This is a genomic window from Nocardia vinacea NBRC 16497 (assembly GCF_000308835.1).
GTDB lineage: Bacteria > Actinomycetota > Actinomycetes > Mycobacteriales > Mycobacteriaceae > Nocardia > Nocardia vinacea.
In genome coordinates, this window is the sequence record NZ_BAGN01000423.1 from 1 (window position 1) to 24,640 (window position 24,640).

A 24,640-nucleotide genomic window follows, 5' to 3' on the forward strand; every position below is an offset into this window, starting at 1 on the left:
CCTGTTGTGGCACTGAACATTTGAGGACCGGCGAGCTCCATGCCACGGTCTCGGGTCATGGCGGGCAGGTTCGTCGCCGAGTGCCTTGCCGAGGATCCATTCCGACGCGCGCCGAACCTTACCGGGCGCGGTGTCGAAGAAGTCGACGCCCAACTCGCGGCGTCATCCGGACCTGCTCCGCAGCGGGAATGACCGGAATGACGGCGATGGCTGGCACCGACGCCCCCGCCCGTGGATGCCCCGATCCAGCGGATCCCCGGCTACCACGAATGGCTGCTCCGGTTCGAGACGGCCATGCGTGCCCTGCCGGACCGGCAGCGCCCGCATTCGATGCTGCCGCTGCTGCACTACTATCAATAACCCGACAAGCCGCTGCGCGGAGCTGCCCGGCGCGGTCATCACAACGATCCCTCGAACCCATTCCTGTGGCACGACGGCGGTGTCATGACCATCAAGGACCTCGGCGGCAAGACTTCTGGAACCGTGACCGCGGAACTGTTCCCGAAATCATCGGTGGCACGGGCTTTCTCACACCAACTCGCTGAGACGCTATGGCTGCGGGGCCGCAGGGAACCAGGAACGAATGCGATCGGATACGCGGCAGACGACGATGACACCGCCGCGATCACCGCCGACATCATTACCCAAACCGGTTTCGTGCCGATCCGAGTCGGCACACTGGCCCAATCCGCGCCCATCGATCCCGGCGGAGTGCTATTCCCCGGCCTGCTAGGAATCTTCACCCCGCAAGGCATGCAAACAACCCTCGACAAAGGACCATTCACCCTCTGACGCCGTGGGCCCGACCTGAACGGAACTGCATCCAGCCGTCGGACCTGCATCAGCGGGCGATCTCATGTCTCAACGGGTTGTGCGCTTCAGGTATCCACAAGCCGCGTCCGTCCCGTCTAGGACTCGGTGGGCCGGAGCGAGCAGAACCTGCATGGCCTCGCCCATTTCGCGAAAACGTCCACGGCGATCATCTACTCGTGTGGCCGACTTTCGCTCGCTTTGCAGCGGTCGGTTCGTGTTGCGCCTGCTTGGCCCGTACTCCTTGTTCGACTCGGTCACCGAGCTCCTTGTCGATGTTGTGCAGGTATGCGAACGTCCTGGTGAGCACGGGTGGGCTCACTCCGTCGAGCAGGTGCGCGATGATGTTGTCGACCAGTCGTGTCCTGGCGGCGTCGTCGAGAACCGTACGGACCATGGTGCGAGCCTGCCCCCAGTCGTCGTCGTCCGCGCGCAACGTGTAGGCGGTTCGCACCATCTCGCCGTCGGCATACCAACCCGCGGGCGATCCCGCCACAGCGGGATCGGTGTGCGGTCCGCCCTTCGAGTTGGGCACATACACCGGATCGCCTGGGTTGTGGTGGCGCATGGCGCCGTCTTTCGCCCACGATCGGACCTCCGCCCCGTGTGGCGAATTGACCGGTAGTTCTTTGTAGTTGATACCTATCCGGTGTCGGTGCGCGTCGGCATAGGAGAACCAGCGCCCGAGCAGCATCTTGTCGGGGCTGGGGCCCGTGCCGGGTACTGCGTTGCTGGGCTCGAACGCCGCTTCTTCGATGTCGGTGAAGTAGTTGGCCGGGTTGCGGTTCAAGGTCATCTTGCCGACCTCGATCAGCGGATAATCGCGGTGTGGCCATACCTTGGTGAGATCGAAGGGGTTGTAGCGGTAGGTTTTCGCGTCGTCGAACGGCATGATCTGCATCTTCAGGGTCCAGCTCGGATACTCACCGCCTTCGATCGCTTTCCACAGATCGCGCTGGTGGTAGTCCATGTCGATCGAGATCATATGATCGGCTTCGTGCTGGGTGAAGAACTTGATGCCCTGATCGGTCTTGAAGTGGTACTTGACCCAGAACCGTTCGCCTGCAGCGTTGATCCACATGTAAGTGTGGCTGGAGTACCCGTTCATGTGCCGGAAGGTGGCCGGAATGCCGCGATCTCCCATCAGCCAGGTCACCTGATGCGCCGATTCCGGCGACAGGGTCCAGAAATCCCATTGCATATCGTTGTCGCGCAGATTGTTATCGGCGCGGCGCTTCTGTGACCGGATGAAGTCCTGGAACTTCATCGGATCCCGCACGAAAAAGACAGGTGTGTTATTGCCGACCAAATCGAAATTGCCCTGCTCGGTGTAGAACCGCACAGCGAAGCCACGCAGATCCCGCACGGTGTCGGGATATCCCTGTTCGCCGGCGACAGCGGAAAACCGCGCCAGCACTTCCGTCTGCTTGCCGGGCTGGAACACAGCGGCCTTGGTGTAGGCACTGACGTCGTGGGTCACTTCGAACGTGCCGAACGCCCCGCCGCCTTTGGCATGCGGTTGCCGTTCCGGCAGGCGCTCACGATTGAACGCCGCCATCTTTTCGATCAGATACGCATCGTTCAGCAGGATCGGGCCATCCGGGCCAACTGTCAAGGAATGGTCATCGCTCGGTGCCGGAATTCCGGCGGCATCGGTTGTGTAGTTCGGCTCGGACATCTTTCTCCTCTTCCACAGATATAGAGCCGCGGCCCCATCGGACCGTCGTCGTCGGCAGGCGTGGCGTCGTGGGCCGCATAATCGGGTGCTGAATCTGGCTCCACCTCGCCGCAGGCGGTTGGTCAGCCAGGTCGTCGGTCGGTGTCATACACGGCACCGCGGGCAACCCGGCCGTGTGCAGGCGACGAGCACAACTCGAGTGCTCGTGTCGAGACCGAAATACAGGCAAACACGACAGGTGCTTCTCGAAAGTCGTGAGCACGTATGCCCCGTGGCAGCCTGCAGATCGACACCGCGAAGCAGTCCAGCATCCGCCACGACCAACCATCCCGTCGTACTCCAATTCGATCACGCCGGAGGGAACCTTTCAACCCACCCGGCGCCCCGCCGGCACCAACACCACGGCCCTGGGTGGGGCAGGCGACCGGAGTTCGAGGTCGAGGTCGAGCAATTCACTGCTGGTCCTCGGTAGGTTACCGAGGACCAGCGCCAGCGCTTCTTGGATAATCGAATATTCGCACCAAATTTGCTGGTTCGTTCCGGACGGGTTCACTGTCGCCAAAGTTCTTCAACGGGAACCGGTTCGAGTTCGCGCTGTCGTCAGCGAAACACCGTCCGATTCCGGCCGAGCGGGTATCGCAACGTCGGGCTGAGAATCCGTCTTCGATCCGTCAGCACAAGATCTTGATTCGGAGTAGCATCGCTTTTCGTCATTGCGCTTACACCCGCCGCCGGCAGCCCGTACTGGATTGTGTGGCATAAGGCTGGAGAAAAAGCCATCGGCCGAATATTCGATGCACACACGATGACAGCTTGCCCGGTTTGCTGGCGCCTGCTGGCGAATGGAGCTGACCGACCACCATGACCGCGAAATCCACCGTCCACAGCATGACTTACGATTTGTTGAGGTCGCTGGGCCTGACGACCATCTTCGGTAATCCGGGATCCACCGAGGAGACCTTCCTCAAGAACTTCCCGGATGACTTCACCTATGTGCTGGGTCTGCAAGAAGCATCCGTTATCGCCATGGCGGACGCCTTCGCCCAGACCACCCGGCGTCCGGCGCTGGTCAACCTGCACTCTTCCGCTGGGCTCGGCAACAGCATCGGCAACCTGGTCGCGGCATACCGCGGGCACACTCCGCTTATCGTCACGGCCGGTCAGCAACACCGCGAACTGCTGATCGGCGATCCCTGACCAACCTCGAAGCGACGAATCTACCCAAGCCGTGGGTGAAGTGGTCCTACGAACCCGCACACGCCGAGGCCGTGCCCGAGGCGTTCATGCGTGCCTACGCGATGGCCGTGCAGCCGCCTGCGGGACCGGTGTTCCTGTCCATCCCGCTCGACGACTGGAACCATCCTCTGGACGGGCCGGCCGTGCTGCGCGATGTCAGCAGGACCTACGCCCCCGACCCCGAGCGCCTGCGGCGCTTCGCCGAGCGCATCACCGTGAGTCAGCGGCCGGCCCTGATCCTGGGGCCGGACGTGGACCGCGCCCGCGGATGGCAAGCCGGCATCGCGCTTGCGGAGAAATTGAAGGCCGCGGTCTACAGTCCTCCACTTCCGGACCGCGCCTCGTTCCCCGAGGACCATCCCCTGTACCAGGGTTCGGTCGGCATGTCGGTCAAGGCCGTGGGCGAGCGGCTCGCCGGACACGATCTCGTCGTGGTCATCGGGGCCGAGGTCTTCCGCTACTACCCCTACGTGCCCGGCGACATCCTCCCCGCTGGGACCGAACTGTTGCAGATCACGGACGACCCGGCGACGGCCGCAGCGGCCCGGGTCGGTGACAGCCTCCTCGGCGATGCCCGGCTGTCGATCGAACTCCTCACCGGGCTGGTGGGCGATGGCAGCGGCCGTGCGCAGCCGAACCCCATGCGGCGGACCCGGAGACTGCCTGAAAACCCGAGCAGCCCGCTGACACCGGCGGAGGTCTACTCAGCGCTCAGCGAGGTCCGCCCGGAGCACGCCGTCTTCGTCAACGAGTCCACCTCGACCATGGCCCAACATGCCGAGTGGCTGCCCACCGTCGAGCCCGACTCGTTCTTCGCCACTGCCAGCGGCGGTATCGGCTGGGCCGCACCGGCTGCCGTCGGTGTCGCGCTCGGCGACCGGGACCGCGGTGTCACCCGTCCGGTGATCGGTCTGATCGGGGACGGGTCGTTCCAATACTCGGTCCAGGGCCTGTGGACCGCGGTACAGCAAAACTTGCCGATCGTGTACGTCGTGATGCGCAATCACGAGTACTCGATCCTCAAATCCTTCGCCGAGTTGGAGGAGACGCCGGGCGTGCCCGGGCTCGACCTACCGGGCCTGGACATCGCCTCCGTCGCACGGGGTTTGGGCTGCCACGCCGTCGATGTCACATCCACCGGAGACCTCGAAAAGGAGTTCAGGCTCGCGCTGGAATCCGGCACCACCTCGGTCATCGTGGTGACCACCCAGCCGGAGAAGGCCATGCTCTGAAGTCGGGTGGCCCAGGGGAATCTCGCCCCTGGGCCACCGACCCAAGGGCGAGGGCCGCCTGCCGACCGCGGACTTGTGTCAGTCCAGCGGATGGCTGTGATCGAAGGAATTCTCCGTATCCGGGGCGGTCGCGGAGCGAATCACGGGCAAGAAAACGAAACCGCTTCGGGGACGTCGCGATCCCGTACTTGATGAACGCCAACAGCAGCGTCGCCCCTGCCGTATCCGCCTGCGTCGAACGCGGCCTTGAAAACCCGGCGAGGCATCGATGTTCGGCACCGACACCAACGATCGCCCCCGCGACGGCGATGAGCGGCGCTGGCCCCGCCACAACGACGAGCCACCGCACCGATCAGGTAGGCGCTTCCGTCGAGGCATTTGCAATGGTATCGACGGACGCTCTGCCGGGTATCTGATCGAACGCCTCAACCGCCGCCTCGAGGAACTCGGCGTATCGGCGTGCCCAATCCCGAGCCCCGACATTGTACGAGTGTGCTGCGGCAACGCTCGCGCCGTCCATGGCGGCTCTGTTCCGAAGCCGAAGAAGTGTGCTGAAAGACCAACGCGCCCAGACCAGTTCGGTCACTCTGGCATCGAAGAAGTCGGACGGCGACGCTGGCCCCTCGAACAACGCGACAGTCTCGTCGAACCGGCCCTACGCCCACCTCGGGATAGAATTCGAGCAACGCCTGCGCGCGATGCAACAGGCCGGCGAGATCCCGGACCCGGCGGCGCGCAGATCTTGCGACTCGAGGCCGACAACCGCGCACTCGGCGAACGGCTCTTCCAGGCCGGCGGCACGATCGACGAACTCACCGACTTCCGGATCCGGGCGCTCGCCAGAATCGCCGCCCAGCACGACGAAATCCAGCGACTCCGCACCGCAGCATTCTCGAATCCGACCGTGACCCGCCTACCACCTCCACGGCAGCAGGTCATCAGCCCATGCTGAAGGGATGCGCCGAAAAACCGAAACCACAAGTACGACACGCAGATCCAACCCTACCCACCAGAATCGAGCCGACAATGACATGGTCGATACCACCAATCACCACCGGTGCTGAACGGCGCTTGCTCGAGAGCATGCTCGACCGCAACCGGGCCGAACTGGTGAACACAGTGCGCGGCCTGTCCGAACAAGACGCCCGCCGCCGCCTCGTTGCGTCGATGACCACCCCGATCGGACTGCTCAAGCACGCCGCGGTCGCCGAACGGATCTGGTTCCAGCACGTCCTGGCGGGCCTGACCAAGAGCGAATGCGACGGCGGCACGACGCCGGGCGACCCCAGCTTCATCGTCGACGACAACGAGACCCTCGCCGACGTGATCGCCGAATTCGAGCGCGCCAGCGACCGTTCCCGTGTGATCGCCGCCGAATTCGACCTCGACGACATCAGGACACACCCCCGCGCCGGCGACGTCAGCCTCCGATTCATCTACCTGCTCGCGATCGAGGACTTTGCACGTCACGCCGGCCACGGCGACATCCTCCGCGAGCAGATCGAACGCCCCGACGCGCCGAGCGCCGATGCCCCAGAACAGCGCTAGCCGGGTGATCCATGCCATATCGCCCAGGCGGAAAAGCAACCCTCGAACACCACGACTTCGCCGTCACGACGGATGGCGATGACGTTGTTCTTCGATAGTGCCTACGAGGAGGTGAGGCGCAAACTCGTTGACGGGCTGCGGTTTCCGCGTTCCTGGGACGAGGGCTGAAATGTGCCGACCTCGCCGTCGCTGTGCAAGGCACGTCGGAGCCTCGCCGATGGCACCGGCGATCGGCCAAGGATGGGAAATGTCTGCCTGGCCGACCGTCGGGCTTCGTCGGTATGAAGGGTGAAAACAATTGCACCAGTGCGGAATCGGGTGCGCACTACTGCACGGTGAACTTCTTTGCCTGTCCGGAGACCACGGTGCCGTTGCGGTCGACGAGCGCCACCCGCACCTGCGCCTCGGAACCCGAAATCAGCGGTGGCTGGGTGGGGTCCACCGTCAGGGGAACCGTGGCGCTCTGTGGGGAACCGTTGCAGTCGACAGAGTTCTGGGTGCCCTGGGCCGCGGGACGGTCGGCGTTGGGGTCGCCCATCATCGCCTGAATGCTCGCCACCCCGGCGGAGTCGTCGCAGCTGTAGTCGACCTGGACCAGGTTCGATCCGGCACTGGTGATATCGAGAGTCGCGTCGGCGAACGCGGGAGCGGCAGCAACCACCGGGGCCGCGGCCATCGCGACGAAGACAGCCGCGATACGGGCAGAACGCCGAGAGTTCAGAGTATTCATCATGGAGCTTCATTCCTCCTGTGTGGCGGACATGGATCACGGAACACAACGGGAAGAGACACGGTGCGCATAGCACCGCCGGCATCCATGGTCCAACCCTTTGCCCGCTGCGGTGGGAAAACCGCTCGAATGGCGCATCGCGGGCCAGCCGGGCGTAGCGACCGGGCGGCTCGACGGCCGCGCTCCAACGATTCGTCGCGACGGTCGAGTCGTTGGCCGTGTCGGTAGCCGGCGCCGGTATGTCCGCAGACCAATCGCGCTCGGACGCGGGCCGAAGCCCGAACCCCCATGGATCTCCTAACTAGAATGACGATGTGCAGCGCGCTGCGGTGACCGATCCTTCGCGTGTCGTGGTTCTAGGGTCCGGGTTTGCGGGTCTGTGGGCGGCGCTGGCAGCGGCCCGGCGGCTTGACGAGCTCGGTGTGGCGGTCGGAACCGTCGATATCACGATGGTCAGTTCGACGCCGTACCACGACATCCGCGTGCGCGACTACGAGACCGATCTGAGCACATCCCGCATCCCGTTGAGCATTCTTCTCGATCCGGTCGGAATCAAGCACATCATCGGCGAAGTGACGGCGATCGATGCTGTGGCGCGGGTCGTCGATTCCACCGCGGGCGCTCACGGCTACGACCGGCTGGTGCTCGCGTTGGGCAGCCAGGTGGTCAAGCCCGATATTCCTGGCCTGCGGGAGTTCGGTTTCGACATCGACACCCATGACGCAGCGACCAGACTGCAAGCCCACCTGCGCCGGCTTGCCGAGGGCCCCGCTGACCCGGCGGCCACGACAGTAGTCGTCGTCGGGGCAGGTTTGACCGGGATCGAAGAGGCGACCGAGCTGCCCGCAATGCTCGCCGACGCCTTTGCCGCGCGTGCCGTCGCACCGCGAGTCATCCTGATCGACCGCAACCCGATGGTCGGCTCGGACATGGGCGCATCGGCGCGACCGGTCATCGAGGCGGCGCTGGCCGACATCGGGATCGAGACCAAGTTGGGCGTCGGGGTCGTCGCCATCGACGAGCGCGGCGTGACGCTCTCCTCAGGTGAAGTGCTGACCGCCGCCACCGTCGTCTGGTGTGCCGGCATGCGAGCCAACCCGCTGACCGCAGACTTCGGGGTCGACCGTGACCGGCTGGGTCGACTCCCCGTCGACGACTATCTGCGGGTCTGCGGTGTGCCCGGGGTATTCGCCGCCGGTGACGTCGCCGCCGCAAGAATGGACGACGAACATATGTCGGTGATGTCCTGCCAGCACAGCCGCCCGATGGGCCGGTGGGCCGGATACAACGTCATCGGCGATCTTCTGGGCAAGCCCGTGAAGCCGTTGCGGATCCCTTGGTATGTAACGGTTCTCGATCTGGGACCGGCAGGCGCGGTGTATACCGAGGGCTGGGACCGCCACGTGGTCGCGTGCGGTGAGGAGGCCAAAGACACCAAGCGCGCCATCAATACCCGGCGTATCTATCCTCCGTTGAGCCGCGACCGCGACGCATTGCTGGCCGCCGCCGCGCCCGAACTGCAGGCCGCGCCCGAGCACGGTCCCGAGTCCGCCCATCGACTATGAATCGCACTGATGGATACATGATCCGACAGAAGAGGCAACGTCTCCCGTTCTCGTCTTGATCCATGCCGCACATCGCCTTCGCGGTGGTTTGAACGATCGACATGGTGAATTCCTCGAGCGCGAAGATTCCCGCCTTCCACGCGGGCCGCGCCAAGGGGGTTAGGAACGTTGCGCCACGGGTGAATTCGCATGTTGCCAATGGCTGCGTAGCCGAGTCCGGGCTGCAGCCGGGGGCCGGTACCACTGCTGCCATTCCGCGTAGGTCTGCGGGATGCAGTCCGATTTTCTGTCCTGGTCGATGCCAGCGGCGTCGGAGGCGCGGCCGGGAGTGTGTGCGAATCTCCGGTTATGCGAGTCCTCCCCCGGTCCAGAGGGTTTCGCGAAATCTGAGGCGGACCTCGCTCGGGACAAGGCGGGGCAAGCGGTGTCCCTTTCCGAATGATGGCCTCCGACATTGCGGTACGGCTAAGGAATCCATGACGGATGTAACTGTTTCGCCAGAAAACAAGAACGCCAGCAATTTTTGGGTACAAGTCGTACAAGCCGGGCCGGACCCGGAGGCACTAAGAATGAAGAAGTACTACCATGCGCAGAGCAACGGCGCTCTTCGCCGCATTACTGTTGGCCATCCTCCTTTCCATCAACTACGCGACAATCCCGAAGGCGCACGCCGATTACTGTACTGGCGACTGGGCCATCGGTATCGGCGGTCTCGGGGACAACACCTCGTCGGTGTTCATCCCATTTGTGGATCAGCCTGTCGGTTACAACTCCGCCGACCCGATGTCGGGGTTGAACGAACTCGACCGGCTGTTCTGGGTGCATCGCAACCAATGCCCGGGCGACCACATCAGGTTGATCGGGCACAGCGAGGGCGCGGGTATCGTCCACGCCTGGGTCACCGCACACCAGGATGTCGGCAATGCCAATGCCATTCTCCTGTCCGATCCCAAGCGAGCCGCCGGGCCCGGTTGGGCCGGATTGTCATCGACACCCGGGAGCGGGATCATCGGTTATCCGCTGGCCGGTGTCGATGATTGGTTCGGCGGCTTCCCGGTGTTGACCGTGTGCAACCACGACGACCAGATCTGCGATACCTCAGCTGGTTGGTGGGGTTACCTCTTCGCGGGTGCCCATTCTCGCTACGATTTCAACGTCTGGGACTACGGTGCCTGGGATTCCGGTGTCTGGTACCGGTAGCCAGTGATTCTTGGGGATCAGTAGCCATGCGGCACTGGTCCCCATTGACTGAACCCGTGCCCCATCGAGGTACACACTGCCGCACCTTGAAAGGTGATTTGGCAGTTCGCTCCGGCATACGTGACCGAATACTGCGGATCGTGGTAGTTCGCACGTGCGAGGAGCGGCAATGATGGATTTCCGCCCGGCAGCGTGTGACTGCCGTTGGCGTTCCATTCCGGATGCGCGGGCCACATAGCCGAATCAATGATGATGGCAGACACATTCGGCAATGACACCTGCATTCCGGCATACAGCACATTCATCGACGGAGCCGGGACTGCGAGGTCGCACCCCACCGCGCCATTCGCGCTGATCGAGCAGTTCCAATCGCCCAAAGCGAAATACTCTGTGTCACCGATCAGTACCGGGCCGGGCGCATCATCGGCGTATGCGGTGCCCGCTGCGAACAGGCACGCAACCATCCCGAGAATTCCCCCGCAAACCCGTTCGGCGGCACTCTTCACAGCCCTGGACACGGAATCTCCCTTGATGGGTAGCGAGATTTTAGTCTCGTTGACTATAGCGGAAAAATTATCACGATACGGCGCAACGGCAAAAGATCTGTCGAGGGGGCTTGCACAGAAAATCGACCCGCCGCTCATACACATCGCCCCCGAATCAGCGACAGGGCAGCAGATTTGCTTTGCACGGCGAAAGATACCCGCCCGGATCGGGGATTCGAGAGGAACTTTCGGTGATCTCCAGGCTGCCCCCGTCGACAATGAGTTCGTGGCCCTCGGCCGTCGAACCGCGCCGCGCACGGCCCGATGCTGAGCCAGTTCCCGGCAAGTCACGGGCCACGCTGCATCGGCACCGCAACCCGAAATCCCCGGCCCAGGGGCCGCGTAGGCTGGCGCTGCATCCGGCCGCCCGGCCAGCGGCCGAGCAGGCCGCCGTCCTCCAACTGGGCTCTACTACCGGGCGTTCCCATGCCACGCACCGACACGCAGAACGTCTTTCTATGACGCTGCGACCGGTTCAGCCCAGTGCTCGGGCAACACCTCGACGCGCAATTGATCCACCAGCCGGAGCACGCCTCGTGGTTGAACCAAGATACGGCCGCACAGCGATCAGATCGGACATTCCCGGCTTTTAGTAGCCGTGCGGCCTTGGGGCGATCGGCATCGCGGCCCGCAGGCAGGGCCATCGAACTCCTGTCTGGCGAGATCAACGCCAGGCTCGAAAGATCCAGCACACCACCGCATCACGTCGTCCGAACACACGCGATGAGCTCCTCCGCCGGATCGAAACCGACACCATCGACATCCGTGCACAACAGTGGCGACTCAACCATTTCGACGCCCACGAACAGGTCAAGGCTACGACGGCTCCACCGAATCATTGTCGTCGAGGCCGGATCTCGATCGGCGGTGCGCGTCGCGCAAGTGGTGCTCTGCCTTGATCGACATCGGATGATCCGAACCGAAAGCACGCAGGCAGCTGGCGTGGGTTGCCATGTACCAGTAGAGCGCTTCGTCCTGCTCCCCCGACGCCCAGCACGCATCGGCGAGTACCAACTGGGCCCCGAGTGTGCGCACATCCTCCGCACCGAACGCGTCGATACATCGACCGACCTCCCACCGGCACTGGGCAACATCTGGATTCGCCGTCGGCGCGCGCTCCTCAGCCACTGTTCGCACACCCAGCCGGTGACCGAACCGCCACGCGACGACACCCCCGACCGCGGCGACCGCATAGGCCCACCAGTGACCGTTGTCGGCAAACCACGATCCGACCGCGAAGATCGTGCAATACACGGCCACCCCCGCCCCAATCCTGCCACCCCAGAACCAGAGCGCCGACCTGTGCATCGATCTCCCTCGCGACGAATAGCTGCTACGTACTTATGCATCTGTTCGTAGCCGACGGTGCTCACGATTGGTGCGCCGTCCCGCGGCGCCGCAAGGCCGGCGGCTCCCCATCCGATCACCCCGGACCGCGCGGCAGTCCGCGAAGCGATATTCCGAGCACGTCGGCAAATACCCGGATCATGTTCTGGACGCCGATCTCGTTGCGACCGACGACCATATGGTCGTGCTGGCTTGGCGAACGCCCTCACCGCACTGCGGGAGCATGGCAAAATCCTCGTCGCGAACGGCGGCGTGGACCTGACTGTAGATCTGTTCGTACAGATCGCGCTGCTCGTCGATGGTGGCCGGAATGCGGCCCATCCAGCTGTGGCGGACTGTGCACCGGGTGGGCGCGGCGGCGGGCAGCATATCGATGATCTCCACACCATTCGAGTGAAACCTGTTGTGTGACAGGGCGATCAGTCTTGCCCGGAAAGCACGGCGGCACCGAGGGCCGGACCGAGCCACCGGCACCGAACTACTTGGCGCCAAGTGGTTTTTGGTGGTGCACGAGCGGCGCCCAGGCTAGGGAGTTCGAACTCCCTTGCCTGGGCCCATTTTTCGGTCTGATCGCCAGTTCGATCACGCAACGCCGAATGTCGAGTCAACAGCCCATCGCGCCACCGTATGAGGATCGGCGTGCTTATGGTTTGACGTCGTTGTCGAGCCGGTCGCGCTCGTCGACGGCTGCGGCGAGGACGGAGGAACCCGGTCGTTTGCCGAATTTCCATTCGTTGAAGGCCAAGTTGAGCAGGACGGCGGCGACTGCGGCGGCGCTGATTCCGGAGTTCAGGACCACTGCGATTTTTTCGGGGAGGGCGTCCCAGAATTCCGGTGCCGCAACGGGTATGAGGCCGAAGCCGATGCCGACCGCGACGATGATCATGTTCAGGTTGTCCTGGTAGTCCACCCGGGACAGGGTGCGAATCCCGCTCGCCGCAACCGATCCGAAGAGCACGAGTCCGGCGCCGCCGAGTACCGGGTACGGAATTCCGGCGACTATCGCGCCGACCACCGGGAGCAGGCCGAGCAGCAGGAGAATCAGGCCGCCGGTTGCCACTACGAACCTGCTTTTGATTCCGGTCAGTGCGACCAGGCCGACGTTTTGTGCGAACGCGCTGCAGGTGAAGGATCCGAAGACCGGCGCAACCGTCGTCGACAGCATGTCGGCTCGCAACCCGTCCGCCACGCGCCTGGCATCGACGTCGGTCCCGACGATTTCACCGATCGTGAGGATGTCGGCCGTGGTTTCGATCAGGGTCACCAGTATCACGATTGTCATCGCGACGATGGCCCCGACTTCGAAGGTCGGCGACCCGAAGTGCAGCAGCTGCGGGGGCGCGACCAAGCGGGCGTCACCCACGTCGGAGAAATCGGCCTTACCCGCGCACGCCGCGATGACGGTACCGAGCACCAGCCCGATGAGAATCGACAGTCGCGACAGCGCGCCCTGGAACAGGCGACTGATCACCAGGATGATCAGCAGTGTCAGCCCGGCGAATCCGATGTTGGCCAGGGAACCGTAGTCGGGTGCGGTGGAGTTGTTGCCCATTGCCCAGTTGAAGGCGACCGGCATCAGTGAAAGGCCGATCACGGTGATGATCGTGCCCGTCACCACCGCGGGGAACAATCGCACCAGTTGCGCGAAGAACGATGACAGCACAAGACCGATAACCCCCGCGACGATGATGGAGCCGAATACCGGACGTAACCCGCCCGTGGTGGCAATCGCCACCATGGTCGATACGCCTGCAAAGGAAACCCCCTGCACGATGGGCAATCGGCTGCCGAACGGTCCGATTCCGAGGGTTTGCAGCAGCGTGGCGAGGCCCGATACGAATAGGGCCGCCGTCACCAGTAATCCGATGTCGACGGCGGATAGCCCGGCCGCGCCGCCGACGATGAGCGGTGGGGCGATCACACCCCCGTACATCGTCAGAATGTGCTGGGCTCCGTAAGCGGCCAACTGTCCCGGCGAGTGTCTTGCATCCTCCGGTCGTCCACTGTCCGCCCGGCCGCGACGCCAAGTCAACATCCCCATCCTCATCCTCTCCGATCGCGGAAATGACGTTCCGCTATATCGGAAATGTGACAGGCATCACTCGGGTGTGGCTACGGTAGGTATGTCCAGTCTTCGCTCCCTCATCGCTACGCCGCATTGTTGGTTCGGCTAGTTGCCGCCGTCTTGATGCGGAGACAGTGTTTCGAACGCGTCAGCGACGAAGATCCGTTCCTGCGTGTCTCGCCGGTAGACCCGTGCCCTATCGCAGCAGGGGTCTCACCGGGCCGCGGCCCGGCACCGACGATGCCGTGGATGGCGGTCGCCGACGCTGCGTGTCGCGCTACCAGGGGCAGCGTGATCTTCACACCGCCGAAGCCGAACTCGTCTGGTGTATTGGTGATTTCACTGAGTTCTCGCTCCCCGTTTCGGTATCGGGTTGTGTGGATCTTACGGGTCCAGCTGCTGCCACACCACGTCCGCGGCGTAGAACACCTGGCAGTCGGAGTGCACATGCAGCGTCGGCTCCAGATTGGTACCGAGGGCTTCGAAGGCACAGGCCTTGTACTCGACTTCGGTGAATTCCCCTGGCACGAAAAAGATCCCGGTGTGGGTGTCGGTGTCGACTGCGATCAGATATCGCAGGTACGCGCCGGTGACCGGCTCGAGGTTCTGCCCCGCCGCGATCCGCGACGCCAGCACCCGCCTGCAGGTGGCGTGCCGCTCGGTGAGCACGTATTCCTGCGCGCCGGTCAGATCGAAGTGGTAGGTCCGCGTGCCGGGGCCCTCGACGCGGTCGTTGTGGTCGGTCAGGACCCATCCGTTGCCCGACCCCAGCTCCGTCGCCGTCCAGCGCGCATCGCGACTGCGGTAGATCGCCGCGGCAAGCCACAACACGAGTGCGCAGTGGCGCGGGAAGGCTCCCTCGGCCAGTACGCGTCGGCGCGCGCGTGCCAGCGCGCCGAACAACAATGCATCACCGGCGAATCCGGCCGCGGCATCGGGGTCCACGGCGAGAACATGGGCCTGCTCGCGGGCCAGGATCCACTGCTCGGCGGACGGTTCGGTGACGACGCAAGCCTCGGCGATGACGAGCGCAGCGACCGTGTCGCACAACGGCGCGGCGGGCGCACCGGAGAGAATCTCGCCGATATCGGCGGGCACCTGCCGTATCCCCCACACCAGCGCGGCACGGTAGATCTGGCACTGGGCGAGGAGGTCTCCGCCGGTGAGCTCACCGGCGAGGCTCCACACCCGCGCGGTGGCCTCGGCCGCAGAGTGTTCAGCGGGCGGGTCGTAGAAGGCAGCGACAGCCTGCTCGCGCAGCCGCCCGACCACATCACGGCGGGCGGCGAAAGCGGCGGTAACGGATTCGGTCATGACGAGACGGCGGCTTCTTCCTAGTCGCATCGGAATCGGTTGTGTGGCTGTTGGTTTCGTGTTCCACCGGGTCAGCCAGGTCTGATTACAGGGCGATGTGCCAGAGCGGCGGGGTTCATACCACGCGGCCACCGTGATGGGCCAGCAGAATGCCCAGCCACCGAGTTTCGCGCCACAGCCCGGCCACCGGTTAGCACCGCCCACTGCTCCGCACCCCCTGTCACAACCGCTTCTCCCCCAACACATTCCGTACGGAACTTACCCTCGAACATCCTCCCCGACGCGCAGGACGTGGCTACGCCAAGTGATGACGACGAGCGCGGCCACCGATCTACCGGCTATCCCCCGTCCGAGATACAGCCGTAGGGCAGACCGCCCCTCACCGGGCACACACGAACCGAGTCCACACCAGACTCCTCGGGAATCCTCCAATCCCACTCAAACACAACCCAATCCGAACTCCGACACCACCCCGACCACAGCACCCCGGTGCCAGGCACGCGTTTGCGTCATTCTCGACGCAACCAAGGTGTGCTTGCCGGCGGATTCGTGGTTTCCCGGACAGATCCCCACCCTGACATCAGATGCCCGCGCTGGGGAACTGCGTGATGCCCGCACCGATCTCGGCAAGAACCACCTCAACGATGGTCGGCCTGACGCCGGGAATCGTTGCCAGCAGCTCGATCTGGTGACCGTAGGGATCGATCGGTCGATGCGCGACGGGCCGCGCCTCATGGCGGTGGTGGCGTCGATGCGGTCGAAGACTCAAGTTTGTGCATGATACATACGACATGTATCGTACACGTGTGACTGCTGCCACCACCACGGCGCCTTTGACTGGCACGGATTCCGGTGACCTGCGCCATCCCACACCGGCATTACTTATCTCCACACTCGGCATGGTCGGTATCGTGGTCTCGCTCATGCAGACCCTGGTCATTCCGATCATCCCGTCGCTACCCGCTCTGCTGAGCACCTCGGCGTCCGATGCCTCCTGGGTCGTGACGGCCAGCCTGCTGGCCGGTGCGGTGTCGACCCCGATCAGCGGCCGCCTCGGCGACATGTTCGGCAAGCGCCGGATTCTGTTCGCCAATCTGCTTCTGCTGGTTGCAGGTTCGGTGGTCTGTGGGTCCTTCTCCGCGCTGGTGCCAGAGATCATCGGTCGCTCGCTGCAGGGCGTCGCGGTCGGCGCCATTCCGCTGGGGATCAGCATCATGCGCGACGAATTGCCCGCCGAGCGAGTGGGTTCCGCGATGGCGATCATGAGCGCCACCCTCGGCGTCGGCGGCGCGATCGGTCTCCCGGCCGCGGCGCTGATCGCGCAGAACGCGGACTGGCACGTGTTGTTCTGGACCTCGGCTGGGCTCGGCGTTCTGTGTGCCGCAGCGGTTTTCGCGTTCGTTCCGGAATCGCCGGTGCGCACGCCCGCGCGGTTCGACCTGGGCGGCGCGGTCGGCCTTTCGGTCACATTGCTCGCACTGCTCATCGCGATCACCAAGGGCGCGGACTGGGGCTGGGCCAGCACTCGGGTCCTGATCCTCTTCGCGGTGTCGGTGGTGGTGCTCCTCTGCTGGGGCGCTTACGAACTGCGGCAGCGCTCGCCGCTGGTGGACCTACGCGTCTCGGCGCGGCCGCGAGTGCTGCTCACCAACGTGACCTCCATCGCCGTAGGGTTCTCGCTCTACGGCATGTCGCTGACCTTCCCTCAATTGCTGATGGCACCGGAGCGGACCGGGTATGGCCTCGGGTTATCAATGGTCAGCGCCGGATTGGTATTGGCACCAACAGGTTTCGTGATGATGCTGCTCTCGCCGGTGTCGGCGCGGCTGTCGGCTAGCCGGGGTCCAAAGGTCACCCTCGCGCTCGGCTCGGCGGTGATCGCCGTCGGCTACCTGTGCGCGGTGGTTCTGATGAACAGTGTCTGGGAGATCATGCTCGCATCGGTGATCGTGGCCGCCGGCGTGGGCCTGGCGTATGCGGCCATGCCCGCACTGATCATGGGCGCGGTGCCGATCACCGAGACCGCTGCGGCCAACGGCCTCAACTCGCTGATGCGCTCGATCGGAACCTCGACCTCAGCGGCGGTGATGAGTGTGGTGCTCGCGCATATGACCATGCAGTTCGGGCCGCATCTGTTGCCCTCGCGCGACGGGTTCCACACTACGTTCCTCATCGCAATGGCGGCGGCCCTGGCAGCACTCGCTCTGTCTGCCTGCATTCCCATGCGCAAGGCGACAGTCCAGACCGTATCCGAGCCCGAGTCCGAGCCAGTCCCGGCCACGTCGGTCGCCAGGCACACGTCGATCCAGCAGAACGGTTACGGTCCGCACGCGGTCGGCGCCTTGTCGCAGACCACGCCTCCAGCCGCCGTGTTGACCGGGGCCGACTTCGACGGCGGGTCGCTCGGTGGCCGCATCCACCGCGAAGACGGCCGCCCGGTGCCCGATGCGGCACTGACACTGATCGACCATCGTGGCCATCAGGTCGCGCGAGCAACCGGAGGCGCCGACGGCGGCTATACGATCAGTGCACCCGACGCCGGGAACTACGTATTGATCGTCTCGGCGACAGGACACCTGCCCACAGCCGTCAATGTCGCCATCGGCCAGCGACCACAGCCACTGGACCTCACACTGACGGGCGGCGGCGAGCTATCGGGTGTGGTCCGCACGGTCGGCCACGGCGAGCCGCTGCCCGGTGCCACCATCACACTGACCGACCTGCGCGGCGAGGTCGTCGGGGCGGCCATCGCGGCAGACGACGGCACCTACGTGTATCACGGCCTGGGTTCGGGCACCTACACCCTGGTAGCCGCCGCCGAGCACATGCGCCCCCACGCAACAACCCTGACCGTGCCGGAGAGTGGTCTGTTCCGCCAAGACATCGAGCTTTCCCCGATGGCCGTACTGGACGGCGCGGCGTCGGCCGACGGCGGCCGAGTGGTACCGGATGTCCAGATCACGGTACTCGACGCGGCTGGGAACCTGACTGCCACGGCACGAACCGACGAGCACGGCCACTACGTGGTGCCAGATCTGCTCGAAGGGCAGTACACGGTCATCGCGCGCGGCTACCCACCGGTGACCAGCCAAGTCACCGTTTCCGGCGGAGAAGTCCGCCACGACGTTCGGCTCGGCTACGACCTCGGCGACCGGTCATGACCGGGTTGACCGCCCGTATTCGAACCGCCGAGGGGTGGCCGGTGCCGAACGCGGTGCTGACCGTGACAGACATGAGCGGGCGCCAGATCGCCCGCGCGGTCGCCGATGACACCGGAGCAGCGGCCACCGAGGCGCTACCCCCCGGGGTACACACTGCGGTGCTCACTGCACCGGGATTCCAGCCGGTGGCACGCGTCGCCCAAATATCTTCGGAGGGAAGATGTTTGCTCGGTGAGGTCAACCTGGCACCGGCGGCAGGAGTGGTCGAGCTGCCACCGCCCGGACCATGGATGATCGACCCGATGCACTCGACAGTGATCGCCACCGCACGCCACCTGGGCATCGCGAGCATCAAGGCCCGCTTCGCCGAGGTGAGCGGGCGGATCGATATCGCCGAACCATTCGAGCAGTCATCGGGGCACACCGAGATCAAGGCAGCGAGCATCGATACCGGCATCCCGATGCGCGACAACCACCTGCGTTCGCCCGAGTTCCTCGATGTCGACAGCTATCCGGTGATCACCTTCACCAGCAACGCGCTACGTCGTAGCGGCACCGACACCTGGGTAATGTCAGGCGAGCTGACCCTGCACGGACAGCGACGCCCGGTCGATCTCGATGTGACCTACGGTGGTTTCGGAGCCGACCCGTGGGGCGGCGTGCGTGCCGCATTTCATGCCGAAACACTATTGCACCGCAATGATTTCGCGATCGATTACAACGCGGTAGTCCGCGCGGGCGTAGCCGCCATCGGTACCACGGTCAAGATCGACCTGGACATCGAGGTGGTGCAAGGGGAACAACTTCCGGCGATGTAGGCCGAGCGCTTGACGTCAGTTGTTCAGCCAGATCCCCGCCGGTGCGCAGACCAAGCCGACGTCTTTGAGGGTCGAGATTCCGATCGGCGCGGCAGCGACGTCGAATACCGCGTTCACCGCGGGCATCGCGGTCATCGTGTCCCACTCGTGGTTGCCCCAGTTGTCGGGGGGAACGAACCGAATGCGGGTTTGTACTTCGGGTTCGCCCTTAATGATGACGTGGTAGTGGTCGTCGTCGAATTGCCAGTCCTCATTGAGCTGTTTGGTGAGGTACCACGCGACATTGGACTGGACGACGGTCTTGCCTGCGATCTTGCCGTTCCAGCCGGCGCGGATGGCGGCGATGGTGTCTTTCTCGATGCGCAACCAACCGAGGTCGACCTCTGTCGATGCGGTGGCGTGTTCGATGAAGAACTCGATGTCGTCGAGCTGGTACCCCAACGCGGTGGCCATGCGCTGGTTCGAGTCCCGGAAGGTGCTCAGCCACAGTTTCGACATCTCGATCTTCTCAGGCGTCGCTTCGGGAAATGAGAAGCCGAGCGCCTGCCAGGTTTCGGCGGACTCGTACACCGATACGTCGGCCGACTCGAAGATCGAGACCGTTTCGACGTTTCTGCACACCGCGGTCATCGCCGTGACCATCGTGTTGATCCAGCCCGGATTGATGCCGGTGATGAACAGTGAGCTGTTGCCGCGCTCGCAGGCGGCGGCCAGTTTGTCCTGCGTTTCCCCTTGTATGCCACCGAGATTGAGGAACAGGTTGGTGCTGATCACATCGAGGCCGCTTTCGAGCAATCGCACCGCGTGATCGAGGTCGGCCATGAAAGGGGTGTAGATCACCACGTCGGCATCCAGGGCGGTCAGTGCATCGATATCGGTTGTCGCGAGGACTCCGGTGTCGGGGCGACCGCACAGGAAACCGGCGTCGACACCTGCTTTGTCGGGCGAATAGGAGTAGACCCCGACCAGTTCCAGCCGGGGGTCGTCGAGAATCCCGCGCAGGCTGAGCTTGCCAACCTTTCCCGTGGTCCATTGGATGACTCGCAGTGTGGTCATAGGTTCCTCCAACGCTGGCGTCGGCCGCAGCCCACAGGCGGCCGTATTCGACGTGTGCCGGCCAGAGAGCTCATTCAATCTTGAAGAATGCAGTTCTTCTGTGACGAGAGGATACTAGATGATTTTGGCAATCCTATTTTCATTTTGGAACCTTTGAGTGAGGCGAACGCCCGAATGGCCGCTTCGGTCTGCGCGACCAGCGGCTTCTCCAGTGGACCCGGCGGCGGACTCGGCGCGGTAAGCCGAGCCTGCGGGCGAAGCAGCGGTGGTCGGTGACGTCGAAGGCGTTGGGCTTGCCGAGTTCGTAGCCGGATGAAATTCGGCTTTCCGACTGAGAGATTTCCATTCCTCGTCTTATCGGTCGTGGTCCAGCAAATGGAACAGCCGGTTCGCTCATCCGACCACGCACTACCGCGGCAGGCCGATCGGCTCCAGCATTGGTCCATCGCGCCGAACAGGCGCCGGGGGTTCGTCTTACAGCGAGAAGTCTCCGCTCCCACCTTTCGCCAGGCGTCTCATCGACGCCTCAGGGCGCCGAGGCGGGTGGCTCGACGACTCGGGGGAAGTTTCGAACATTCGAAATCGAGGGAGTTCAGATGGTCGACAGCCTTTTTGCTGACGTGTCATATTTTCAGTCGCCGGTGGACGATTCCTATCCGCACGCAATCCTGAGTTTCCGGTCCAACGACGGCACATTCGGTGACCCGAATTTCGCCGTCAACTACGAATGGGCCTGCCAGGCAGCGGATTCGGGTCGGTTGGCGTGTTTCATCGTCTACTTCTACTGGCGGCCGAACTGGCACGACACCATGCGCACCCACCGGGAAATGGTGGAGCGGGCCGGTGGTCCGCATCCGCGGATGATCACGATGATCGACGTCGAATCCGGCGGCAATCCCCACGGCGATCAGTCCGACGGAATCAACCGCGCCTACTGGAATATCGCAGACTGGCTGGGGGATCCACGACGGGTCATCGGTTACGCCAACCACGGCGACTTCCACGGCATGTGGTCCGACCGGCCCGATGGATTGCGGGTGATCGGCGCCGGCTACGGCCGCAACCCGAATCTGCCCGGTCAGATCGCGCATCAATACACCGACGGCAAAGGCTTCGGCGGCGGCCTGCCCGAGGGCTGCCCACCGTTCGGTGCGTGCGACATGAACGCCGCCAACGGTATGTCGCCGCAGGATTTCGCCGCGGCGTGCGGCGTGGGAATAGAGGAGGAATTCATGTCCGCATTGAACGAGGCCGAACAGCGCGAACTGCTGGAGAAGACCCGCGACATCTGGATCCAGTTGCGCGGCCCAGAAGGCAAGGGCTGGCCGCAACTCGGCAAGAACACCCACGGCGAGAACCTGACCCCGGTCGACGCGCTCGCCGCTGTCGAGCAAGCGCTGGATCACCCGCGGAAATAGTCACCCAACGCCACGTCGAAGGAGGAATCATGGTGGAGTTATTTCGTTTCATACAGCAGGCGTTCGTTTCTTCCGAGGACCGGAACTCGATCGATCTGACAACGCAATCGGCGTTCCAGAACCGATTGCTCGATCTCGTCGAACACGGCCCATATAGCGAAGTGCGTGTCGAGGCCGAGCGATTCATCGACGGGTTGACCGGCAGCGGTTCCAACGAGCTTGGATCCAACCGGTTGGCCCGGCTCGGGAAATATGGGGAGTTGCGAGCGAAACTGCTTGCCCTGCCCGCGTCCCCACCGCCGGCACCGGACAAGGTCAACAAGGCGGTCAAGGATGTATTCGGCCAGACAGCGGCCGAACTCGTTGCCGCGCAGGCGTTCAAGGACGAACTGGTGGTGTCGAGCGACGCGCTGGTCGCAGTGAAGATCACCACCAGGTTCGACCGGCTGGAGGCGCCCGCGATCACCGCCATGCGCCAGGTGGCCGCGTTCGTGGTCGATTTCGCGGCCGGTCGGGTCGATCCGCTGACCGCCGAGCGGATCCGCGCACTGCTGGATCGTGCCGTGCGGATCCCCGAGGTGTTCTTTCCCCGTAAAGGGGGCGATCCGCAGGTAGTGGCGGTAGCACCGGAATTGGATGCCGTGGCGGTACGTCTGGCCGGATTGACCACAGAGCAGACGGCGTTCCGGCAGGCATACGAGACGCTGATGTCCGCACGCCCGGGTCAGCTCGCTGTCCACACCACTCCGAACGTGGAGCAGGCCGCGACGACCGACGGACAAGAGCAGAGCCAAGCGCGAGCGGACGCCGCCGCCAGTGTGCTCGGGCTGGCACCCGCGACAGTGGCCGCGCTGGATCCGCTTGTCCACGAGCATCTTCAGGCCGAACTCGGCGACATCGCCACCGCGTCTGTGCAGGATGTCCTCGATGTCGTCAAGCGTCGCTGGTTGACCGTTTCGCATCAGGTGGAGCCGACCCGGATCCCCGAGCCGGCGCGCGTCTATCGCCTGGGGGCGAACCTGTTCGCGGTCCAGGAGCGACCAGCCGACGCGGCCATCGCCGACCCGCCGATTCCGGACTTCAGCCATGCGGTCACCCGCCCGGTCGGCGTCGGCGACCTGCAGGTCGTCCGGCAGGAGCTCATCGGCTATGCGGCCTCCGACATCTCCCACATCGAGAACGTGCTACCCGGCGAGTTGCTGCGCAAGACGACCAAACGCGAGGAAACCTCGGAGCTGATCATCTCCGAGGAGATCGAGACCTCGCAGAGCACCGAGCGGGATACCCAGACGACCGACCGCAACGAACTCGCCACCGAGGCCGAAAAGGAGGCGGGCCAGCAAAGCTCGAGCACACAGGATCAGACCTCCACCAGCAATTACGGCAGGCTGGTCGAGAACAGCAAGACCAATTACGCCCGCAGTGTCACCGACCGAGCCGTGAACAAACTGACCCAATCGGTGAAACAGCAACGAGTGCAACGGGAAAAGAAGGTGTACACCGAGGAGGCGATGCACCAGCTGGACAACAGCAATGGGCTGCGGCCGATCCGTGGCATCTACCAATGGGTCGACAAGAAATACAAGACCCGGGTGGTCAACTACGGCAAGCGACTGCTCTACGACGTGGTCATTCCGGAACCTGCGGCGTTCCTGATCGATACGCTCAAGACCGCAGCACAGCCGGAGAACTTCCAGCTCGCCCGGCCGATCGAGCCGACCATCACGCCCGCCGAGCTGAATGCGGCGAACTATCAGGACTGGGCCGCCAGATACGGCGTGACCGGGGCGGTGACTCCGCCACCCGAGGAATTCATCACGACCGTCGCGCGCACCGGCACTGGTGAGCCGGGCAAACCGATGGACGGGCACTACGGCACGGGGAGTCCGGACTTCGCTCAGGAGTACAACGCGTTCACGATCCGGGTGCCGGAAAACTACACCGCAATCGGCGGCTATGTGCAGCGCACGAATCAGCACATCGCCCTACCGGACACCGACTACCCCTATTTCGAGTTCTTCATCGGGGAGAGCGTGTTCATCCGGTTCGGCAAGACCGCCAACCCCAACCTCAACGAGTCGTTCACCCTGCCCCAGGTGACCGGCGAGGTCCCGGTCACAATGAACTCGTTCCCGCGCATCCTGCAATTCAACTTCGCGATCGGCATCAACTGCAGGCGCACGGACAAGGCGCTGGAGAAATGGCAGCTGGATACGCACGCGAAAGTCGTTGCGGGATATCAACGTCAGCGCACCGAATTCCTGGATCAGCTCGGGCGCTACCAGAATGCGGTACGCACTCAGATGAGCCTGGCAAGCGCGCTCGGCCACGACCCGACGACCGAACGGCAGGAGCTGAAGAAGGCGTTCATCCACCTGTTGATCAGCGAGCACTTCGGCGAGGTGGCCTACCCGGCGCCGAATCGGCCCTACCAGTTCCCAGCGGATCCGCAGTACGTCGAACAGTGGGGTGCGGTTGTCGCGTTCTTCGAGCGTGCCTTCGAATGGGAGCACCTGATGTACCTGTTCTACCCGTACTTCTGGGGCAGGCAATCGCGCTGGGGCGAGCTGGTTCTCATTCAGGACATCGACCCGCAGTTCGAGACATTCTTGAAGGCGGGTGCCGCGCGGGTCGTCATTCCGGTCCGGCCCGGCTTCGAGGCCGCGCTCGCGCACTTCCACGAAACCGGTGACGTGTGGATGGGCGAAGAGATCCCCGACATGTTCAGTGAGCGGTACACGACGATCATCGCGGAAATCAAGGCGCGCAACGCCACACCGGAGGACGAAGTGGTCGTCGACGAATGGGAGGTGCGCCTGCCGACGACCCTGGTCATGTTGAAGAACGATGCCGAGTTGCCCGCGTGGGCGTCGGCCACGGGCCGACCCGGCGACGACAAGTGAAGTAGGGGGACCGA

At 64.0% G+C, this 24,640-nt stretch carries 18 protein-coding genes and 3 pseudogenes; 12 read left to right on the forward strand and 9 right to left on the reverse strand.

Features of this window, described 5'->3' with window-relative positions; all coding sequences use genetic code 11:
• The first annotated feature begins 231 nt into the window (after positions 1-231).
• Both ON44_RS53630 and ON44_RS43425 read left to right on the forward strand, forming a co-directional pair.
• Positions 232-360, forward strand: a complete 129-nt coding sequence (locus tag ON44_RS53630) for a hypothetical protein (protein WP_281006026.1) — start codon at positions 232-234, stop codon at positions 358-360.
• Positions 361-444: 84 nt separating this feature from the next.
• Entirely contained in the window at positions 445-792 is a 348-nt protein-coding gene (locus ON44_RS43425; RefSeq protein WP_051183335.1) for an NAD(P)-binding domain-containing protein, read from the forward strand.
• Positions 793-979: 187 nt separating this feature from the next.
• Here the strand turns inward: ON44_RS43425 and ON44_RS43430 are convergent, their stop codons facing one another.
• Positions 980-2,488: a catalase gene (locus ON44_RS43430; protein WP_040701047.1), complete on the reverse strand. Its 1,509-nt coding sequence runs from the start codon at positions 2,486-2,488 to the stop codon at positions 980-982.
• A gap of 861 nt (positions 2,489-3,349) precedes the next feature.
• Here ON44_RS43430 and mdlC point away from each other — a divergent pair.
• From mdlC to ON44_RS43445, 3 genes and pseudogenes are all read left to right on the forward strand, one after another.
• Positions 3,350-4,956 (forward strand): annotated as a pseudogene (gene mdlC / locus ON44_RS53635) (benzoylformate decarboxylase).
• Positions 4,957-5,698: 742 nt separating this feature from the next.
• Positions 5,699-5,908, forward strand: coding sequence for a hypothetical protein (locus tag ON44_RS43440; protein ID WP_051183337.1), 210 nt, complete (start codon positions 5,699-5,701; stop codon positions 5,906-5,908).
• 131 nt (positions 5,909-6,039) lie between these two features.
• Positions 6,040-6,504, forward strand: coding sequence for a DinB family protein (locus tag ON44_RS43445; protein ID WP_218007773.1), 465 nt, complete (start codon positions 6,040-6,042; stop codon positions 6,502-6,504).
• A 325-nt stretch (positions 6,505-6,829) separates the two neighbouring features.
• Here the strand turns inward: ON44_RS43445 and ON44_RS43450 are convergent, their stop codons facing one another.
• On the reverse strand, positions 6,830-7,237 hold the full coding sequence (locus tag ON44_RS43450) for a hypothetical protein (protein WP_157187620.1): 408 nt from the start codon (positions 7,235-7,237) through the stop codon (positions 6,830-6,832).
• Positions 7,238-7,563: 326 nt separating this feature from the next.
• Between ON44_RS43450 and ON44_RS43455 the strand changes: the two genes are divergently transcribed.
• A complete protein-coding gene (locus tag ON44_RS43455) occupies positions 7,564-8,799 on the forward strand; it encodes an NAD(P)/FAD-dependent oxidoreductase (protein WP_040701096.1) in 1,236 nt (411 codons plus the stop codon).
• Positions 8,800-9,384: 585 nt separating this feature from the next.
• Complete coding sequence (locus ON44_RS43460) at positions 9,385-9,999, forward strand: alpha/beta hydrolase family protein (protein ID WP_040701053.1); 615 nt, start codon at positions 9,385-9,387, stop codon at positions 9,997-9,999.
• Positions 10,000-10,016: 17 nt separating this feature from the next.
• On the opposite strand, the gene ON44_RS47585 is transcribed toward ON44_RS43460, so the two are convergent.
• The 6 genes and pseudogenes from ON44_RS47585 to ON44_RS43490 form a co-directional block, all read right to left on the reverse strand.
• Positions 10,017-10,643, reverse strand: a complete 627-nt coding sequence (locus tag ON44_RS47585; RefSeq protein WP_157187621.1) for a hypothetical protein — start codon at positions 10,641-10,643, stop codon at positions 10,017-10,019.
• A 717-nt stretch (positions 10,644-11,360) separates the two neighbouring features.
• Positions 11,361-11,852 carry a tetratricopeptide repeat protein gene (locus tag ON44_RS43470; RefSeq protein ID WP_157187622.1) on the reverse strand — a complete coding sequence of 164 codons (492 nt, stop codon included), beginning with the start codon at positions 11,850-11,852 and terminating at the stop codon, positions 11,361-11,363.
• 115 nt (positions 11,853-11,967) lie between these two features.
• Positions 11,968-12,278 (reverse strand): annotated as a pseudogene (locus ON44_RS53270) (SRPBCC family protein); the annotation flags it as partial.
• 256 nt (positions 12,279-12,534) lie between these two features.
• Entirely contained in the window at positions 12,535-13,938 is a 1,404-nt protein-coding gene (locus ON44_RS43480; protein ID WP_306306543.1) for a nucleobase:cation symporter-2 family protein, read from the reverse strand.
• Positions 13,939-14,340: 402 nt separating this feature from the next.
• Positions 14,341-15,270 (reverse strand): hypothetical protein, encoded by a 930-nt coding sequence (locus tag ON44_RS43485; RefSeq protein WP_040701061.1) that lies wholly within the window; start codon positions 15,268-15,270, stop codon positions 14,341-14,343.
• Positions 15,271-15,850: 580 nt separating this feature from the next.
• Positions 15,851-16,039: a hypothetical protein gene (locus tag ON44_RS43490; protein ID WP_040701063.1), complete on the reverse strand. Its 189-nt coding sequence runs from the start codon at positions 16,037-16,039 to the stop codon at positions 15,851-15,853.
• A 130-nt stretch (positions 16,040-16,169) separates the two neighbouring features.
• On the opposite strand from ON44_RS43490, the pseudogene ON44_RS53275 reads away from it, so the two are divergent.
• The 3 genes and pseudogenes from ON44_RS53275 to ON44_RS43500 all read left to right on the forward strand — a co-directional run.
• Positions 16,170-17,528, forward strand: a pseudogene (locus ON44_RS53275) (MFS transporter); the annotation flags it as partial.
• Positions 17,529-17,639: 111 nt separating this feature from the next.
• Complete coding sequence (locus ON44_RS53280) at positions 17,640-18,431, forward strand: MSCRAMM family protein (protein WP_373283306.1); 792 nt, start codon at positions 17,640-17,642, stop codon at positions 18,429-18,431.
• Positions 18,428-19,249 carry a YceI family protein gene (locus ON44_RS43500; protein WP_040701065.1) on the forward strand — a complete coding sequence of 274 codons (822 nt, stop codon included), beginning with the start codon at positions 18,428-18,430 and terminating at the stop codon, positions 19,247-19,249. The genes ON44_RS53280 and ON44_RS43500 overlap by 4 nt, the downstream gene beginning before the upstream one ends.
• A gap of 15 nt (positions 19,250-19,264) precedes the next feature.
• Here ON44_RS43500 and ON44_RS43505 read toward each other — a convergent pair whose 3' ends face one another.
• Positions 19,265-20,305 (reverse strand): NAD(P)H-dependent amine dehydrogenase family protein, encoded by a 1,041-nt coding sequence (locus tag ON44_RS43505; RefSeq protein ID WP_040701067.1) that lies wholly within the window; start codon positions 20,303-20,305, stop codon positions 19,265-19,267.
• Positions 20,306-20,901: 596 nt separating this feature from the next.
• Between ON44_RS43505 and ON44_RS43510 the strand changes: the two genes are divergently transcribed.
• Both ON44_RS43510 and ON44_RS43515 read left to right on the forward strand, forming a co-directional pair.
• Positions 20,902-21,723: a hypothetical protein gene (locus ON44_RS43510; RefSeq protein WP_040701069.1), complete on the forward strand. Its 822-nt coding sequence runs from the start codon at positions 20,902-20,904 to the stop codon at positions 21,721-21,723.
• Between the two features lie 29 nt (positions 21,724-21,752).
• Positions 21,753-24,626, forward strand: a complete 2,874-nt coding sequence (locus ON44_RS43515; protein WP_040701071.1) for a serine/threonine-protein kinase — start codon at positions 21,753-21,755, stop codon at positions 24,624-24,626.
• The last annotated feature ends 14 nt before the right edge of the window (positions 24,627-24,640 follow it).

Bases quoted from the DNA above. Each gene is read 5' to 3' on its own strand.
- ON44_RS43515 (WP_040701071.1), top strand. From the start codon at position 21,753: ATGGTGGAGTTATTTCGTTTCATACAGCAGGCGTTCGTTTCTTCCGAG.
- ON44_RS43445 (WP_218007773.1), top strand. From the start codon at position 6,040: ATGCTCGACCGCAACCGGGCCGAACTGGTGAACACAGTGCGCGGCCTG.
- ON44_RS43500 (WP_040701065.1), top strand. From the start codon at position 18,428: ATGACCGGGTTGACCGCCCGTATTCGAACCGCCGAGGGGTGGCCGGTG.
- ON44_RS43460 (WP_040701053.1), top strand. From the start codon at position 9,385: ATGCGCAGAGCAACGGCGCTCTTCGCCGCATTACTGTTGGCCATCCTC.
- ON44_RS43450 (WP_157187620.1), bottom strand. From the start codon at position 7,237: ATGATGAATACTCTGAACTCTCGGCGTTCTGCCCGTATCGCGGCTGTC.
- ON44_RS43430 (WP_040701047.1), bottom strand. From the start codon at position 2,488: ATGTCCGAGCCGAACTACACAACCGATGCCGCCGGAATTCCGGCACCG.
- ON44_RS43470 (WP_157187622.1), bottom strand. From the start codon at position 11,852: ATGCACAGGTCGGCGCTCTGGTTCTGGGGTGGCAGGATTGGGGCGGGG.
- ON44_RS47585 (WP_157187621.1), bottom strand. From the start codon at position 10,643: ATGAGCGGCGGGTCGATTTTCTGTGCAAGCCCCCTCGACAGATCTTTT.
- ON44_RS43485 (WP_040701061.1), bottom strand. From the start codon at position 15,270: ATGACCGAATCCGTTACCGCCGCTTTCGCCGCCCGCCGTGATGTGGTC.
- ON44_RS43425 (WP_051183335.1), top strand. From the start codon at position 445: ATGACCATCAAGGACCTCGGCGGCAAGACTTCTGGAACCGTGACCGCG.
- ON44_RS43505 (WP_040701067.1), bottom strand. From the start codon at position 20,305: ATGACCACACTGCGAGTCATCCAATGGACCACGGGAAAGGTTGGCAAG.
- ON44_RS43510 (WP_040701069.1), top strand. From the start codon at position 20,902: ATGGTCGACAGCCTTTTTGCTGACGTGTCATATTTTCAGTCGCCGGTG.
- ON44_RS43480 (WP_306306543.1), bottom strand. From the start codon at position 13,938: ATGAGGATGGGGATGTTGACTTGGCGTCGCGGCCGGGCGGACAGTGGA.